This window comes from Burkholderia sp. Bp8986 (genome assembly GCF_003854225.1).
GTDB lineage: Bacteria > Pseudomonadota > Gammaproteobacteria > Burkholderiales > Burkholderiaceae > Burkholderia.
This window is the reverse complement of record NZ_QTQM01000025.1, coordinates 1-14,634: the sequence shown is the minus strand read 5'-3', so window position 1 is coordinate 14,634 and position 14,634 is coordinate 1. Positions and strand designations below refer to the sequence as shown.

At 69.8% G+C, this 14,634-nt stretch carries 10 protein-coding genes and 1 pseudogene; 4 read left to right on the top strand and 7 right to left on the bottom strand.

What is annotated here, in order from left to right; translation table 11 throughout:
- Positions 1 to 135 precede the first annotated feature (135 nt).
- The 3 genes from DID99_RS21720 to dnaE all read right to left on the bottom strand — a co-directional run bounded on the left by DID99_RS21720 (position 136) and on the right by dnaE (position 6,615).
- Positions 136 to 1,314, bottom strand: a complete 1,179-nt coding sequence (locus tag DID99_RS21720; protein ID WP_124487202.1) for a glycosyltransferase family 9 protein — start codon at positions 1,312 to 1,314, stop codon at positions 136 to 138.
- Positions 1,315 to 1,666: 352 nt separating this feature from the next.
- A complete protein-coding gene (locus tag DID99_RS21715) occupies positions 1,667 to 2,761 on the bottom strand; it encodes a glycosyltransferase family 9 protein (RefSeq protein WP_124487201.1) in 1,095 nt (364 codons plus the stop codon).
- Positions 2,762 to 3,084: 323 nt separating this feature from the next.
- Positions 3,085 to 6,615: a DNA polymerase III subunit alpha gene (dnaE, locus tag DID99_RS21710; RefSeq protein WP_044844722.1), complete on the bottom strand. Its 3,531-nt coding sequence runs from the start codon at positions 6,613 to 6,615 to the stop codon at positions 3,085 to 3,087.
- Between the two features lie 222 nt (positions 6,616 to 6,837).
- Here dnaE and DID99_RS21705 point away from each other — a divergent pair, with 222 nt between their 5' ends.
- Complete coding sequence (locus DID99_RS21705; RefSeq protein WP_044844723.1) at positions 6,838 to 7,692, top strand: sulfurtransferase; 855 nt, start codon at positions 6,838 to 6,840, stop codon at positions 7,690 to 7,692.
- A gap of 22 nt (positions 7,693 to 7,714) precedes the next feature.
- The gene (gluQRS, locus tag DID99_RS21700; RefSeq protein ID WP_124667532.1) at positions 7,715 to 8,608 is read left to right on the top strand and encodes a tRNA glutamyl-Q(34) synthetase GluQRS; all 894 of its coding nucleotides are present in this window, start codon (positions 7,715 to 7,717) and stop codon (positions 8,606 to 8,608) included.
- A 281-nt stretch (positions 8,609 to 8,889) separates the two neighbouring features.
- Here gluQRS and DID99_RS21695 read toward each other — a convergent pair whose 3' ends face one another.
- From DID99_RS21695 to purT, 4 genes are all read right to left on the bottom strand, one after another.
- Positions 8,890 to 10,440, bottom strand: a complete 1,551-nt coding sequence (locus DID99_RS21695; RefSeq protein WP_124667531.1) for a DEAD/DEAH box helicase — start codon at positions 10,438 to 10,440, stop codon at positions 8,890 to 8,892.
- Between the two features lie 460 nt (positions 10,441 to 10,900).
- On the bottom strand, positions 10,901 to 11,284 hold the full coding sequence (locus DID99_RS21685; RefSeq protein ID WP_124487197.1) for an MliC family protein: 384 nt from the start codon (positions 11,282 to 11,284) through the stop codon (positions 10,901 to 10,903).
- An 82-nt stretch (positions 11,285 to 11,366) separates the two neighbouring features.
- Positions 11,367 to 11,561, bottom strand: coding sequence for a DUF6726 family protein (locus tag DID99_RS21680; RefSeq protein ID WP_044844727.1), 195 nt, complete (start codon positions 11,559 to 11,561; stop codon positions 11,367 to 11,369).
- Between the two features lie 18 nt (positions 11,562 to 11,579).
- Positions 11,580 to 12,794: a formate-dependent phosphoribosylglycinamide formyltransferase gene (purT, locus tag DID99_RS21675; RefSeq protein WP_044844728.1), complete on the bottom strand. Its 1,215-nt coding sequence runs from the start codon at positions 12,792 to 12,794 to the stop codon at positions 11,580 to 11,582.
- Positions 12,795 to 13,031: 237 nt separating this feature from the next.
- On the opposite strand from purT, the gene DID99_RS21670 reads away from it, so the two are divergent.
- Together DID99_RS21670 and DID99_RS21665 are read left to right on the top strand one after the other, a co-directional pair.
- Positions 13,032 to 13,577: an META domain-containing protein gene (locus tag DID99_RS21670; RefSeq protein ID WP_124487195.1), complete on the top strand. Its 546-nt coding sequence runs from the start codon at positions 13,032 to 13,034 to the stop codon at positions 13,575 to 13,577.
- Between the two features lie 180 nt (positions 13,578 to 13,757).
- Positions 13,758 to 14,634 (top strand): annotated as a pseudogene (locus tag DID99_RS21665) (DNA translocase FtsK); the annotation flags it as partial.

The window sequence follows — 14,634 nt, the reverse complement described above, 5'->3', positions numbered from 1 at the left end:
GGCTGCTACGGCTTCTACGGCTTCAGTGGCTTCAGTGGCGGCGCATGCGTGCCGCTTGTCGGAAGCACGGCCGCGCGGCGGCGCCGCATCGCCACTCCCCACTTTTCGACTCAGGAAACGTACGGCTTTCGCGCGTCAGTCCGGGCGCGCGCGGTGCAGTCGCGACGTGTCGACGACCGCGTCGGCGGCGCCCGGCGGATTCAGTCCGAGCATCTCGGCGGCCGCCGCCTTCACGCGCTGCGTGCCGAGATTGACGAGACAGTCGCTGTGGCTGTCGACATGGCGCTCGCAGCCTTCGTGCCGGCACGGCACGCAATCGCCCTCGCCCTGCAGCAGCCATACGTTGCCGTGCCGCGCGGAGCCGCGCAGCGCCCACGGGTTCTCGGTCGCCGGCCAGTGCTGCGGCCACGGCCCCCAGCGCACCGGATCGGACGGACCGAACAGCGCGATCGTGTCGGTGCCCGTCGCGGCCGCAACGTGCGTCGCGCCCGTATCGGGCCCGATGAACAGCCGCGCGCGCCGCACCAGCTCCGCGCTTTCGCCGAACGTGAGGCGGCCGACCAGGTTCAGCACGTCGCCGCCCGCCTCGGCCGCGACCTGCTCCGCGTACTCGCGCTCGCGATCGGCCGGGCCGCCCGACAGCGCGATCGCAAACCCCTGCGCGCGCAGCCATTCGATCATCTCGACCCAGCCTTCGAGCCGCCATTGCTTGTAGCGGAACATCGGATACGGATGCAGCACGACGAGCGGCTTGCCGTCGCGGATCGCCGGCGATTCGGCGAGCCACGCGTCGAAACGCGCGCGCCGCGCGGGATCGTCGCCGATGCCCGGCGCGACCACCTCGGATACGGGCTCGATGCCGATCACCGGCGCGAGTGCGAGCGTGCTGACCACCGTATGCGCGGACTCGTGATGATTGATCGCGATGCCGTTCAGCATCATTCGAGTCAGCCACGTGACGCGGTTCGGATCGACGAGACCGACGCGCTTGCGGCCGGCGAACCAGCTGTAGAAGCGCGGCCGGTCGGAGCTCAGTGCCGCGCATGCGAGATCGTAGCGGCGCCACATCGACAGCGCATCGCGCAGCCGCTCGCGGAACCCCGCGCGCTGCGCGACGACGATCACGCGCCGCACGTCGGGGTTGTGCTCCAGCACGCCCTCGGTGCCGCGAAACACCAGCATGTCGATCTGCGCATCGGGCCAGCGCGCCTTCAGCGAACGCACGAGCGGCGTCGTCAGCAGCACGTCGCCGATACGGCGCGGGGCTGCGACGAGGATGGTTCGGGGCGGGCGGGCGGAAGAAAACAGGGCCACGGCGATCGTTCCGTCTAGCTGGCTGGACAAGGCTCGCAATGTACAGGATTTTGCGGCCGGTGGCGTGGCGTCGGGTGCGGGCGTCGGCGAAGTGCCGCGGTTGGCGGTTGGCGGTTGGCGGTTGGCGGTTGGCGGTTGGCGGTGGGCGGTGGGCGGTGGGCGGTGGGCGGTAGGCCGTAGGCGGTAGGCGGTGGGCGGTGGGCGGTGGCCGGCGGCCGGTCGCCGGTCGCCGGCGGTTGGCAACACGGCAGGCAACGACGCACGGCGGGGCCTGCCGCCGCCGCGCCGCCTGGCCCCGTTTGCGCGTCCGATGACGGTGCCGGCAATGCAGGCGCCGCCGGCCTTCCGGGGGCTACGAAACGATCGCGCCGACCGCGGGTGCCGCGAGCGTCGCGGCCGGGAGCGGCATCGCCCCCCCCATCGCGTCGTCGAGCTGTCCGGCCTGCGTCAACAGATGAAGCACCGCGCGCTCGAGCGCGTCGATGCCGATCGCGTCGACCGTCGCGCCGGCCCGCAGGATCATGTGCGGCACGCCGAGCGGATGCCAGCGCCGGTATTTCTCGGGGCGGTCCTCGAACAGCGCGGCGACCGGCACGCCGAGCGCCGACGCGAGATGCACGGGGGCGCTGTCGGCCGACACGATCGCGTCGAGCAGGCTCGCGGCGGCCACCAGTTCGACGACCGACGACGGCGCGACATGCCGGGCGTTGACGTCCCGCCACGCGTCGCGGTCGGCGGCGGCCTCGGCCGACACGGCGGAATCGCGGAACACGATCACGTCGGCGAACGGTGCGAGCCGCCGGCCGAGGTCGCGCCATCGCTCGGCCGGCCAGCGCCGCTCGGCCGCCTTGTTCGACACGAACAGCCCGACGCGCGGTTTCGTGCGAGGCCCGAGCAGCCGATACCACGTGTCCTGCAGCGCACGGTCCGGGTGGACGGACAGCACGAGACCGTCGAGATCGGCGCGGCCGAGTTCGGGCACGAGCCGGAATCCCGACAGCGCTTCATGGCAAATCGGCCGCGACGCGACATGGTCGGGCTTGCGGTCGTCGAATTCGGAATCGGCATCGTGCCAGCGGCAATCCTTCACGCCGAGCTGCCGCGCGAACCGGATGCTGCTGCGATGCATGCCGCCGTTCGGCACGACCACGAGGTCGAACCGCAGGCGGCGCAGCCGGCGCACGAGCCGCAGCCGGTCGAAGAACGCGCGCATCCGTCCGGGGCGGTCGTTGCGCTCGCACTGACGGCTGTACACGTAGGTATGGACCGTGTGCACGTCCGGGTTGCCGGCCAGCGCGGCCGCGTTGTAGCGGTTCGCGACCACGTGCAGCTCCTTGCCCGGCCAGCGCTGTTTCAGCGCGCCGAGAAAAGCGGTCGTGCACAGCATGTCGCCCAGAAAATCAATCCGGATCACGAGGATCCGCCCCGTCGGTTTCCCGTTGGCCATCGTTGTTGTGATGCTGTCGATTTTTTATCGTCGCGCACCAGCCGGCATCCTGGCGTTCTTTACCGTGCCGGCTTCGTCGCGTGGTCGCTCGCGGCACCGCGACGCATCGCGTGCCGCGCGGAACCGTCCCCGTCTGATTCGCGCGCGCGATGTCGCCGCCGGCCGGCGGACAGACCGCAACCGGCGCCGTATCGGCGTCGCGCGACGGATTGTATAGCGTCCGGATGACGGCCCCAAGCATCCGCCGACATGAAAACGGCCCGCCGCACCGCACGATGGCGATGCGACGGGCCGCGCAGGCAACGACCGTCCGGCGGGGACCGTCAGTAAGTGATTTCGACGATGCTGCCGTCGAACGTCGCGCGCAACTCCGCGAGCAGCGTGTCGCTCGGCTTCACGCGCCACGCGTCACCGAGACGCATTTCCCCTTGCGCGCGCGCGTTGCTGTAGTGAACCTGGACCGCGAGCCCGTTCGGCAGCGGCGCCTGCGGGCGACGCCCGCCGTCGCGCCCGCCGCCGCGCGGCGCGGGTACCTCGACCGCGGGCGCGGCCGAATCGTCCTTCGACACGTGCGGCTCGAGCACGCGGCGCAGCGCCGCCGCATCCGCATTGCCGTTCATCGTGAGCCGCACCGCCTGCGCGTAGCGGCTACGCGCGCGTTCGAGATCCATCACCGTGTCGGCCGTGAAGCGGATGCCGCCGGTGAACGCATCGTTGCGCGCCTGCCCCTGCACGATCAGCAGTTCGTCTTCCTTGAACAGCGCCTTGTTCGCCTCGAACTGCTCGTTGAAGATCGTGATCTCGCACTGGCCCGAGCCGTCGTCGAGCAGCGCGATCAGCATCTTGCCGCGCTGGGTCATCTGCGTGCGCAGCGATGCGATGATGCCCGCGACGAGCTTGTCGCGCCCTTCCTTCAGGTCGCCGACCTTCTGCCGCACGAACCGGCGCACTTCGTCGCGATACGCGTCGAACAGGTGGCCGGACAGGTAGAAGCCGAGTGCGCCCTTCTCTTCCTGCAGGCGGCGCTTGTCGTCCCACGCGGGTTCGTCGACGAGCGCATGCGCGTGCGGCGACTCGGCGCCCATGTCGAACAGCCCGGCCTGCATCGCGTTCGCTTCGGCCTGGTCGGCCGCTTCCATCGCGAGCGGCACCGACGCGATCAGCTGCGCGCGGTTCGCGTTCAGCGAATCGAACGCGCCGGCGCGGATCAGCGCCTCGACCGTGCGGCGGTTGACGACGCGCCGGTCGATCCGCTCGCAGAAGTCGAACAGGTCGGTGAACGGCTTTTCGTCGCGGGCGCGCAGGATCTCCTCGATCGCGTTCTGGCCGCTGCCCTTCACCGCGCCGAGACCGTAGCGGATCGTGCGCGAGCGCTTGCCGTCGGCTTCGGCGACCGGCTCGAACCGGTAATGCGACGCGTTGATGTCCGGCGGCAGCACGGCGAGGTTGTTCACGACGCAGTCGTCGTACAGGATCTTCACCTTGTCGGTGTCGTCCATCGCGAGCGTCATGTTGGCCGCCATGAATTCGGCCGGATGGTGCGCCTTCAGCCACGCGGTGTAATACGCGAGCAGCGCATAGGCGGCCGCGTGCGACTTGTTGAAGCCGTAGCCCGCGAACTTCTCCATCAAGTCGAAGATCTCGTCGGACTTCTCGCGCGTCAGGCCGTTCTTCGCCGCACCCTCGGCGAAGATCTCGCGGTGCTTGGCCATCTCCTCGGGCTTCTTCTTGCCCATCGCGCGACGCAACAGGTCGGCGCCGCCGAGCGAGTAGCCACCGATGATCTGCGCCATCTGCATCACCTGCTCCTGATAGACCATGATGCCGTAGGTCTCTTTCAGGACGGGTTCGACGCGCGGATCCGGATAGTCGACCTTCTCGCGGCCGTGCTTCCGTGCGCAGAAGCTCGGGATCAGGTCCATCGGGCCCGGACGGTACAACGACACGAGCGCGATGATGTCCTCGAAGCGGTCGGGCTGCGCATCCTTCAGCATGCCCTGCATCCCGCGGCTTTCCAGCTGGAACACGGCGACCGTGTTGGCCTTCTTCAGGATCTGGAACGACGCCGGATCGTCGAGCGGCACCTGCGCGAGCGACCAGTCGGCCTTCGACGCATCGAGGCGGCGAATGTAGCGCTCGGCCCAGTCGAGGATCGTCAGCGTCGTGAGACCCAGAAAGTCGAACTTCACGAGGCCGACGGCTTCGACGTCGTCCTTGTCGTACTGGCTGACGACGCCGCCGTCGTCGCCCTGCGTGTACAGCGGGCAGAAATCGGTCAGCTTGCCGGGCGCGATCAGCACGCCGCCCGCGTGCATCCCGACGTTACGCGTCAGGCCCTCGACGCGCTGCGCGAGGTCGAGCAGCTGGTGCACTTCGTCCTCGTGGTCGTAGCGCTCCTGCAGCTGCGGCTCTTCCTTCATCGCGTCGGCGATGGTCACGTGCTTGCCCGGCTTGAACGGGATCAGCTTCGCGACGCCGTCGGTGAACATGTAGCCGAGATCGAGCACGCGGCCGATGTCGCGCACGGCCGCCTTCGCGGCCATCGTGCCGAAGGTGGCGATCTGCGACACGGCATCCGCGCCGTATTTTTCCTTCACGTACTGGATCACGCGATCGCGGCCGTGCTGGCAGAAGTCGATGTCGAAGTCGGGCATCGACACGCGTTCCGGATTCAGGAATCGCTCGAACAGCAGGTTGTAGCGCAGCGGGTCCAGATCGGTAATGCCGAGCGCGTACGCGACCAGCGAACCGGCACCCGAGCCGCGGCCCGGACCGACCGGCACGCCGTTGTTCTTCGCCCAGTTGATGAAGTCGGCCACGATCAGGAAGTAGCCCGGGAAGCCCATCTTCGTGATGGTCCCGCACTCGAATTCGAGCCGCTTGTAGTACGTGTCGCGCTGCGCGTCGCGCTCCGCCGCATCCGGATACAGCTGTTCGAGGCGCTTCTCGAGCCCCTCCTTCGACAGCTGGACGAGGTAGTCGTCGAGCGACATGCCGTCCGGCGTCGGGAACAGCGGCAGCTTCGGCTTGCCGAGTTCGAGCTTCAGGTTGCAGCGCTTCGCGATCTCGACCGTGTTCGCGACCGCCGACGGCAGGTCGGCGAACAGCGCGACCATCTCGTCCTGCGTGCGGAAGTACTGATCGGTCGTGAAGCGCTTCTGGCGCCGCGGATTCGCGAGCATGTCGCCTTCCGAGATGCACACGCGCGCTTCGTGCGCGGTGAAATCGTCGTCGGTCATGAACTGCGTCGGATGCGTCGCGACGACCGGCAGCTTCAGCGACGCGGCGAGCGTCGCGGCCTGCTGGATGTACGCCTCGGCGCCCGGCTGGCCGTAACGCTGCAGCTCGATGTAGAAGCCGCCCGGGAACACTTTCGCCCAGCGCTCGGCGTGCCGGCGCGCGGCCTCCTCGTTACCGGCCGCGAACGCGAGCCCGATGTCGCCCTGCTGCGCGCCCGACAGCGCGAGCAGCCCTTGCGACAGCTCGCCGTCGAGCCAGCTCGCGTCGAGCTCCGCGCGGCCGCGGTACTGGTTCGTGAGCCATGCCTTCGACAGCAGCTCGCACAGGTTCAGGTAGCCGGTCTTGTCCTTCACCAGCAGCAGCAGGCGCGACGGCTTGTCGCGATCGTCCGGATTGGTGATCCAGACGTCGCAGCCGGCGATCGGCTTGATGCCCTTGCCGCGGGCTTCCTGGTAGAAACGGACGAGGCCGAACGCGTTGCCGAGATCGGTGAGGGCGAGCGCGCCCTGGCCGTCCGCGGCCGCGGCCTTGACGATGTCGTCGAGACGCACGATGCCGTCGGCAATCGAGAATTCGGAGTGAACGCGAAGATGGACGAAGCGGGGATCTGACATGGGCGTTATTGTAGCCGCGTCGCCGCGCAGGCTGCCCAAAAAATCCCCGCGCCCGGCCGTTCGGCCGATGCGCGCGACGCCGGCCGAACGGCCGGGTGCCGGCAGACGTGCAGTTTGCGGGATAATACGGGTTTTCGAATCACCGCCCCGGCTTCGCACCCTTTTTTGCGGGGCCGCCGTGCGCCCGCCGCACGGCCGCGGCCGTTTTCCCGTCGGACCACCATGACCATCGTCAACCTTGCCGCCTACCACTTCGTGTCGCTCGACGCGACCGAGCAATGGCGCCCGCTCGTCACCGCCCGCTGCAACGAACTCGGCCTGCGCGGCACGATCCTGCTCGCGCCGGAAGGCATCAACCTGTTCATCGCCGGCCCGCGCGACGCGACCGACGCTTTCATCGACTACCTCCGCCACGATCCGCTGTTCGAAGGCAAGTTCGCGACGCTGCAGTTCAAGGAGAGCCTGTCCGACTCGCAGCCGTTCCGCCGGATGCTCGTGCGCCTGAAGCGCGAGATCATCACGATGAAGAAGCCCGCGATCAAGCCGGAGCTCGGCCGCGCGCCGTCGGTCGACGCGCACACGCTGAAGGCGTGGCTCGACCGCGGCCACGACGACGCCGGCCGCCCGGTCGTGATGCTCGACACGCGCAACGCGTTCGAAGTGGACGTCGGCACGTTCGACGACGCGCTCGACTACCGGATCGACAAGTTCAGCGAGTTCCCGGAAGTGATCGACGCGAACCGCGCCGATCTCGAGGGCAAGACGGTCGTGTCGTTCTGCACCGGCGGCATCCGCTGCGAGAAGGCGGCGATCCACATGAAGGAAATCGGCATCGAGAACGTGTACCAGCTCGAGGGCGGGATCCTGAAGTATTTCGAGGAAGTCGGCGGCGCGCACTATCACGGCGACTGCTTCGTGTTCGACTACCGCACCGCGCTGAACCCGCAACTGCAGCCGACCGAGAACGTCACGTGCTTCGCGTGCCGCGCGGTCGTCACGCCGGAAGCCCAGCAAGCGCCGAGCTACGTGCCCGGCAAGTCGTGCCCGGCCTGCGCGCAAGCAGCCAGCGCCGCGTAAGCGCGCGTCGCACCGCGTCCCGATGAACGGCTACCGCGGCCGCTTCGCGCCGTCGCCCACCGGCCCGCTGCATTTCGGCTCGCTGGTCGGCGCGCTCGCGAGCCGGCTCGACGCGCGCGCGCACGGTGGCGCATGGCTCGTGCGCATCGAGGACATCGACGGCCCACGCACGGTGCCCGGCGCCGCCGACGACATCCTCGCGACGCTCGCGCATTTCGGCATGACGCCCGACGAGCCGCCCGTGCGGCAAAGCACGCGCGAGGCCAACTATGCGGCCGCGCTCGAACGGCTCGTCGCCGCGGGGCTCGTCTATCCGTGCGGCTGCACGCGCAAGGAAATCGCCGATTCGCTGCGCGCCGCGCACGAGCGCCACACGACGCTCGCCTACCCGGGCACCTGCCGCACCGGCCTGCACGGCAAGCCCGCCCGCGCGTGGCGGCTGCGCGTGCCGGACGGCGACGCGGCGCTCGTCACGTTCGACGACCGCTGGCAGCACACGCAAGCGCAGAACCTCGCGACCGAGGTCGGCGATTTCGTGCTGAAGCGCGCCGACGGCCAATGGGCGTATCAGCTCGCGGTCGTGGTCGACGATGCCGACGCGGGCATCACGCACGTCGTGCGCGGCGCCGACCTGCTCGACTCGACCGCGCGCCAGATCTACCTGCAGCGCTGTCTCGGCGTGCCGATGCCGGCGTACCTGCACGTGCCCGTCGTCGTCGACGCGAACGGCGAAAAGCTCAGCAAGCAGACGGGCGCGATCGCGCTCGAGCGCGACGATCCGCTGCCGGCGCTGCGCGCCGCCGCCGCGCATCTCGGCCTGTGGGCCGACGGCGATCCGTCGATCGATACGCTCGATGCGTTCTACGCGGCCGCGACCGACGCGTGGGCGCGTCGCTTCGGGCCACGCGCCGGTTGAGGCGCTCGCGGGACACCCGTTCGTGTCGACCGCGTTCCTGCGTCCGTCAGCGGTGAGTCCGGTCGCATGCAAGCGTGATGGCAGCCTGAACGGAACGCCCGCCGGCGACACGGCATCGGAGTAGTCCCGCAGGCTGCCCCGCCCCACGCGGCAAGTTGTCGCCCATCCCGCCCGCTCCTTCACGAATCGTCTCGCCCAATGAAAAACGGGCACATGCTCATCGCATGCACCCGTTTCCGCGGCAGCGCTCGCGCGCCGCACCGACCGCCTGAACCGCCTGCTTACGCCGACGGCTTGCGCGGCATCCCGAAGCCGCCCAGCAGCGCGGCAACCTGACGCTTCGGCCCCTTCTTCTCGGGCTGCTGCGCGGACTTCGTCTCTTCCGGCTGCTTCGCCGGCGCCGACGGTTCGTACGGCTTCAGGAAGAAGTCGTCGACCGGCGCCTCGTGACGACGGTGATGGCCGCGCTCGGACCCGCCCGAACGACGCCCCGACGCGCCGCGATGCTCGTCGCGATCGCGACGGCCGCCGCGATCACCGCGCTCACTACGGTCGCCCCCGCGCTCGCCGCCACGATCGTCGTGACGATGGCGCGCCGGCTTGTCGAGCGCGAGCGTCTGCACCTCGAGCGGACGCTTGATCAGTTTTTCGATATCGGCGAGCTGCTTGCGCTCGTTCGGGCTGCACAGCGACAGCGCATCGCCCGTCGCACCCGCGCGGCCCGTGCGGCCGATCCGGTGCACGTAGTCTTCCGCGTTGAACGGCAGGTCGAAGTTGATCACGGCCGGCAGTTCGGCGATGTCGAGGCCGCGCGCGGCCACGTCGGTCGCGACCAGCGCCTCGATCTCGCCGCGCTTGAACGCGTCGAGGGCCTGCATCCGCTCGATCTGCGTCTTGTCGCCGTGGATCGCCGACGCGACCACGCCGTCGCGCTCGAGGTTGCGGGCCAGCCGGCTCGCGCCGATCTTGCTGTTGCAGAACACGATCACCTGCTTGAGCCCGCGATCGCGCAGCAGCTGCACGACGGCGGCCTGCTTGTCGCCTTCGGCGACGTCGTAGACGATCTGCGTGACGTTCGCGTTGGTCGAGTTGCTGCGCGCGACCTCGATCGTCTGCGGGTTGCGCAGGTAGGTCGACGCGAGCTTCTTGATTTCCGGCGAGAAGGTGGCCGAGAACAGCAGCGTCTGGCGTTCCTTCGGCAGCAGGTTCAGGATGCGCTGCAGGTCCGGCAGGAAGCCCATGTCGAGCATCCGGTCGGCCTCGTCGAGCACGAGCATCTGCACCTGCCCGAGGTTCGCTGTCTTTTGCTGCACGTGGTCGAGCAGGCGGCCCGGCGTCGCGATCAGGATCTCGACGCCGCGGCGCAACTCGGCCATCTGCGGGTTCATGTCGACGCCGCCGAACACGACCGCGCTGCGCAACGGCGTGTGCTTGCCGTATGCATGCACGTTCGCGGCGACCTGATCGGCGAGTTCGCGGGTCGGCGTGAGGATCAGCGCGCGCACCGGGTGGCGCGCGGGTGATGCGCTCGTGTTGGCCTGCGGCAGCAGGCGCTGGAGGATCGGCAGCGAGAAACTCGCGGTCTTGCCGGTGCCCGTTTGCGCGGCGCCCATGACGTCGCGGCCGGCGAGCACGACCGGAATGGCCTGCGCCTGGATCGGCGTCGGCGTCGTATAGCCCTGCTCCGCAATGGCTTTCAGGATATCGGCGGCAAGGCCGAATTGATCGAAGGTTGCGTCGACTGGCTTGGCGACAGAATCGGACATGGTGGCGTTTCGCTCAAAAGGCGCGGCGGGGACTTCGTGCGTCAGGCCGGCCGGGCCTGCGCTCATCACATTTCGGAAGTAGACGGAGCCGCGGCGCGCCGCGCGGCGCCGCTCTGGCGCTCGGGACCGGTTCAATTCGAACATCGGGCGCCACAGGCCGTGCGGACTCCGTTCGGCGCGAATGCCGGCGGAAAGGGCCGTATTGTAGCACTGCGCAGCAATCTGTCCGTGACAACGCCGCGAACGGCCCCGGCGGCGGCTCGCGGCGTGCGCCGGCAGGCCGGCGCGGGGCGGATGCGTCGTGCGATCGGGCTATCTCGATCGGCTGATGGTGGAAATACGGGGTCGAATCTCGGGCATCTGCCGCGGGGCATCTGCCGCGGGGCATCTGCCGCGAGGAATCAGCCGGCGGCCAGCGAGCCCGGGCGCCGCCGGCGCCACGTTCCGGTCCGAGGTCGAACCCGGCTGCCCGCATCGATCGCGGCAACCGGCACGCCCGCGCGGCGTAGCCGATCGCGCGCCGCGTTCAACCCTTCTTCTTTTTCTTCTTCTCGACCTGCACGCAGTCGCCCAGCAGCGGTGCCGCGTTCTGGTCGGCGATCTCGTCGCGCAGCGTCCCTTCCTTGCCCTTCGTCCACCAGGTATAGCGTCCGGCCTGGTAACGCGCGCCCGACGCCGAAACGGTATCGACGAACAGCAGCTGCTGCCCGTTGACCGGCACCAGCGCGAAGCTCTGGCCGTTGCCCGCGCGCCAGTACGACACGCGTACGGGCTGCTTCTGGTTCGCGCACTGATAGAGGGTCTGCACGCGCGCATCGGCGTCGATCTCCTCGACGGTCAGTTGCGCGGCCTGCGCGACGGAAACGGCGGTGCCGGCCAGCGCGAGCGCGGCAAGGGTGTGGCGAATCATGCAGTTCCTCTCACGAGACGGGTGGAAGCGCGCCCTCGCGGGACGCGCGATTGTCGTTGGTTAGGGATCGAGGGTTCGCCCGTCAGGGATCGATGACGTCGGCGCACGCGTCGGTCGGCGCGGCCGCGACGTGGCCGACGAGCGGCACGATCTTCAGCCCGGCCGATGCGACCCGGCACGGCGCGGCCGCGAGGCCGCACCCCGCGAGACTCGCGACCAGCGCCAGCGCGGCGCCCAGCTTGCCGAGCCGTCCGATCCGCTGCCATGTCGACGCCATCGCGCTCTCCTGGTCCGGTCAGCGTGCCGAAACGGGCCGCACGGCCGCCGCGGCGCGCTTCGCGCGTTCGCGGGCTTCGTCGACGGTCGCGCCGGTCGCGAGCGCGACGCCCATGCGCCGCTTCGCGAAGCTTTCCGGTTTGCCGAACAGGCGCAGGTCGGCGCCCGGCACGGCCAGCGCGTCGCGCACGCCCTCGAACGCGATACCGCGCTCGTCGAGCCCGCCGTAGATCACCGCGGACGCGGCCGGCGAGCCGAGCGCCGGATCGACCGGCAGCCCGAGAATCGCGCGCGCGTGCAGTTCGAACTCCGACTGGCGCTGCGACGCGAGCGTGACGAGGCCGGTGTCGTGCGGCCGCGGGCTCACCTCGGAGAACCAGACTTCGTCGCCGCGCACGAACAGCTCGACGCCGAACAGCCCGCGCCCGCCGAGCGCCTCGGTCACCTTGTGCGCGATCTCGCGCGACTTTTCCAGCGCGACGGCGCTCATCGGCTGCGGCTGCCACGATTCGACGTAGTCGCCCGCCACCTGCACGTGCCCGACCGGCTCGCAGAAGTAGGTGCGCGTCTCGAGCGTCGCGGGGTCGATCGCGCGCACGGTCAGCTGCGTGATCTCGTAGTCGAAATCGACGAAACCCTCGACGATCACGCGGCCGTGGTTCACGCGGCCGCCCGCCATCGCGTAGTCCCAGGCGGGCTTCACGTCGGCCTCGGTCCGCACGACCGACTGTCCCTTGCCCGACGACGACATCACCGGCTTCACGACGCACGGCATGCCGATCTTCGCGACGGCCGCGCTGAACGCGTCGAACGAATCGGCGAACGCGTACGGCGAAGTTGCCAGCCCGAGTTCCTCGGCCGCGAGACGGCGGATGCCTTCTCGGTTCATCGTGAGCTGCGTCGCGCGTGCGGTCGGGATCACCTCGGCCAGGCCGGCCGCCTCGATCGCCGCGAGCGCATCGGTTGCGATCGCCTCGATCTCCGGCACGATCAGGTGCGGACGCTCGGCCTCGACGACCGCGCGCAGCGCGGCGGCGTCGGTCATGTCGATCACGTGCGCGCGATGCGCGACCTGGTGGCCCGGTGCGTCCGGATAGCGGTCGACCGCGACGACTTCGACGCCGAGCCGCTGCAACGCGATGATGACTTCCTTGCCGAGTTCGCCCGCGCCGAGCAGCATGACGCGCGTGGCCGAGGGTGAGAGCGGCGTACCGAGCCGCTGACCGATCTGCATGTGATTTCCCGCTGGTTCTGTTGGAGGACGAAAACGGCTTCGATGTTAACACGCACACCCGACGCACACCTCACGCGCACCCGCGCCGATCCGGCCGGTTTCGTCGCATCGCCCCCCGCAGCGCGAGGCTCGCGGGCGGATTGCGAACGTTTTCATGCGCGAAGTGTCGGCTCGCCTCGCGCGGGGCGGGTGCGTTACTCTTACGCCTTGATCAGAATCCGATGAGGAACGAGGCTCATGTCCCACCTGTCCGCCGCCGCACGCGCACGCACCGGCCTGCTTCGCCCGCTGCGCGCGCCGCTCTGCGCGTTGACGCTTGCCACGCTTCTCGCCGCCTGCGCGATGCCGACCCACCCCGATTCCGCCGCCCCCGCACCCGACCCGTACAACCCCGCCGCCGTCCAGCTGCTCGACGACACGAGCTGGGAGCTCACGAGCTGGGTGAACGCCGACGGCACGCCGCGCACGATTCCGCACGGCGACAACGGCGAGCCGATCAAGCTCGCGCTGTCCACCGAAGCGGGCGTCCGGCGCGCCAGCGGCTTTTCGGGCTGCAACCGCTATACGGGAACCTATGCGCTGAAGAACGGCCTGCTGAGCTTCGGGCCGCTCGCCGGCACGCGCATGGCATGCACGAACACGCTCGGCGGCCAGCTCGAGCACGCGTACCTCGATGCGCTCGCGCACATCGGGAAGACCGGCGTGCAGATGCGCGAGCCGCAGCAGTTGCAGATCGTGACCGAAGCCGGCGCGACGCTGACCTTCACGCGCCGGAGCCCCTGATGCAGCGCGCGGGCGAAGGCCGATCGGCCGCCTTCGCCGCGCGCGGATCCCGGACGCATGCCTCCCGCGGCCTGGAAGCGCTTCGACGCCTTCAAACTGCCTTAGAGTCCTGTTCGTCGGCCGGTTAAACTCGGCGGGTCGCGCACCGCGCTCCCCGCCCTCTTCCTGTTTCATCAAAGCATGCACACGGTTGTCTTCGGCTGGTTCGGCATCTCCGCCGTCTGGTTCCTCCTTCTCATCTGGCGTCTCGTTCAGGCGATGCTGCCCGGCGGCGGACTCGCCGGCCGCGGCTCGATTCGCCTGTGGCTCGGCTTCGCGGCCGTGTTCGTCGCGAGCTGCGCGCTGACGAGCCCGCTGTCGGGCCCCGACTCGAATGCGCTCGGCCACGCGTTCTCGAACGGCTTCGCGCATGTGCTCGGCCCGATCGGCACGCCGGTCGCGATGGTCATGCTGTTCTTCGCGGGCCTGCCGTGGCTGACCGGCATCGGCTGGCGGCAGTTCGCCGCGTGGGTCGACACGTCGTTCGGCGTCAAGCTCGCACGCGACGTCGACGACGACGACGTGCGCGGCGTTGCCGACCTGCCGCGCAGCGCGCTGCATCGCGACGACGACATCGTGCAGCCGACCACCGCCCATACCGTCAACTCGATGGCGCCGCGGCAGAACGGCCGGTATTCGCGCCCGACGTTGTGGAAGCCCGATCCGCAGGCGCGGCCGAAGCCGCGCAGCAAGCCCGCGCCGCGTCCGCTCGCCGAGCCGGTCGCGCCGACGGGCTGGCTGAAGCCGACGTCGGCCAATCGCATGCCGCCGCCGCCCGCACCGGGCGCGACGAGCGCCATGCCGCCCCCGACGACCGGCAGCACCGCCAGCCTCGCGCGCGCCGCCGCGAACAGCCAGGTGCCGCGCCCCAGTCCGGCCCCGCTGCCGGCCGGGTTCGAGCCCGTTCGACCGCAACCGACCGCCGCGCGACCGGCCGCAGCCGCGCTGAAGCAACCGGCCGCGCCGCGCACCGCGGTCACGCCGCGCCCGGCCGCCGCGACGCCGCGCGCGAGGCCGC

What these genes read in the sequence shown, in the direction of transcription:
- DID99_RS21685 (WP_124487197.1), bottom strand. Translation starts at nt 11,284, where the DNA reads ATGATTCGCCACACCCTTGCCGCGCTCGCGCTGGCCGGCACCGCCGTT.
- DID99_RS21695 (WP_124667531.1), bottom strand. Translation starts at nt 10,440, where the DNA reads ATGAGCGCAGGCCCGGCCGGCCTGACGCACGAAGTCCCCGCCGCGCCT.
- DID99_RS21670 (WP_124487195.1), top strand. Translation starts at nt 13,032, where the DNA reads ATGTCCCACCTGTCCGCCGCCGCACGCGCACGCACCGGCCTGCTTCGC.
- DID99_RS21705 (WP_044844723.1), top strand. Translation starts at nt 6,838, where the DNA reads ATGACCATCGTCAACCTTGCCGCCTACCACTTCGTGTCGCTCGACGCG.
- purT (WP_044844728.1), bottom strand. Translation starts at nt 12,794, where the DNA reads ATGCAGATCGGTCAGCGGCTCGGTACGCCGCTCTCACCCTCGGCCACG.
- dnaE (WP_044844722.1), bottom strand. Translation starts at nt 6,615, where the DNA reads ATGTCAGATCCCCGCTTCGTCCATCTTCGCGTTCACTCCGAATTCTCG.
- DID99_RS21680 (WP_044844727.1), bottom strand. Translation starts at nt 11,561, where the DNA reads ATGGCGTCGACATGGCAGCGGATCGGACGGCTCGGCAAGCTGGGCGCC.
- DID99_RS21715 (WP_124487201.1), bottom strand. Translation starts at nt 2,761, where the DNA reads ATGGCCAACGGGAAACCGACGGGGCGGATCCTCGTGATCCGGATTGAT.
- gluQRS (WP_124667532.1), top strand. Translation starts at nt 7,715, where the DNA reads ATGAACGGCTACCGCGGCCGCTTCGCGCCGTCGCCCACCGGCCCGCTG.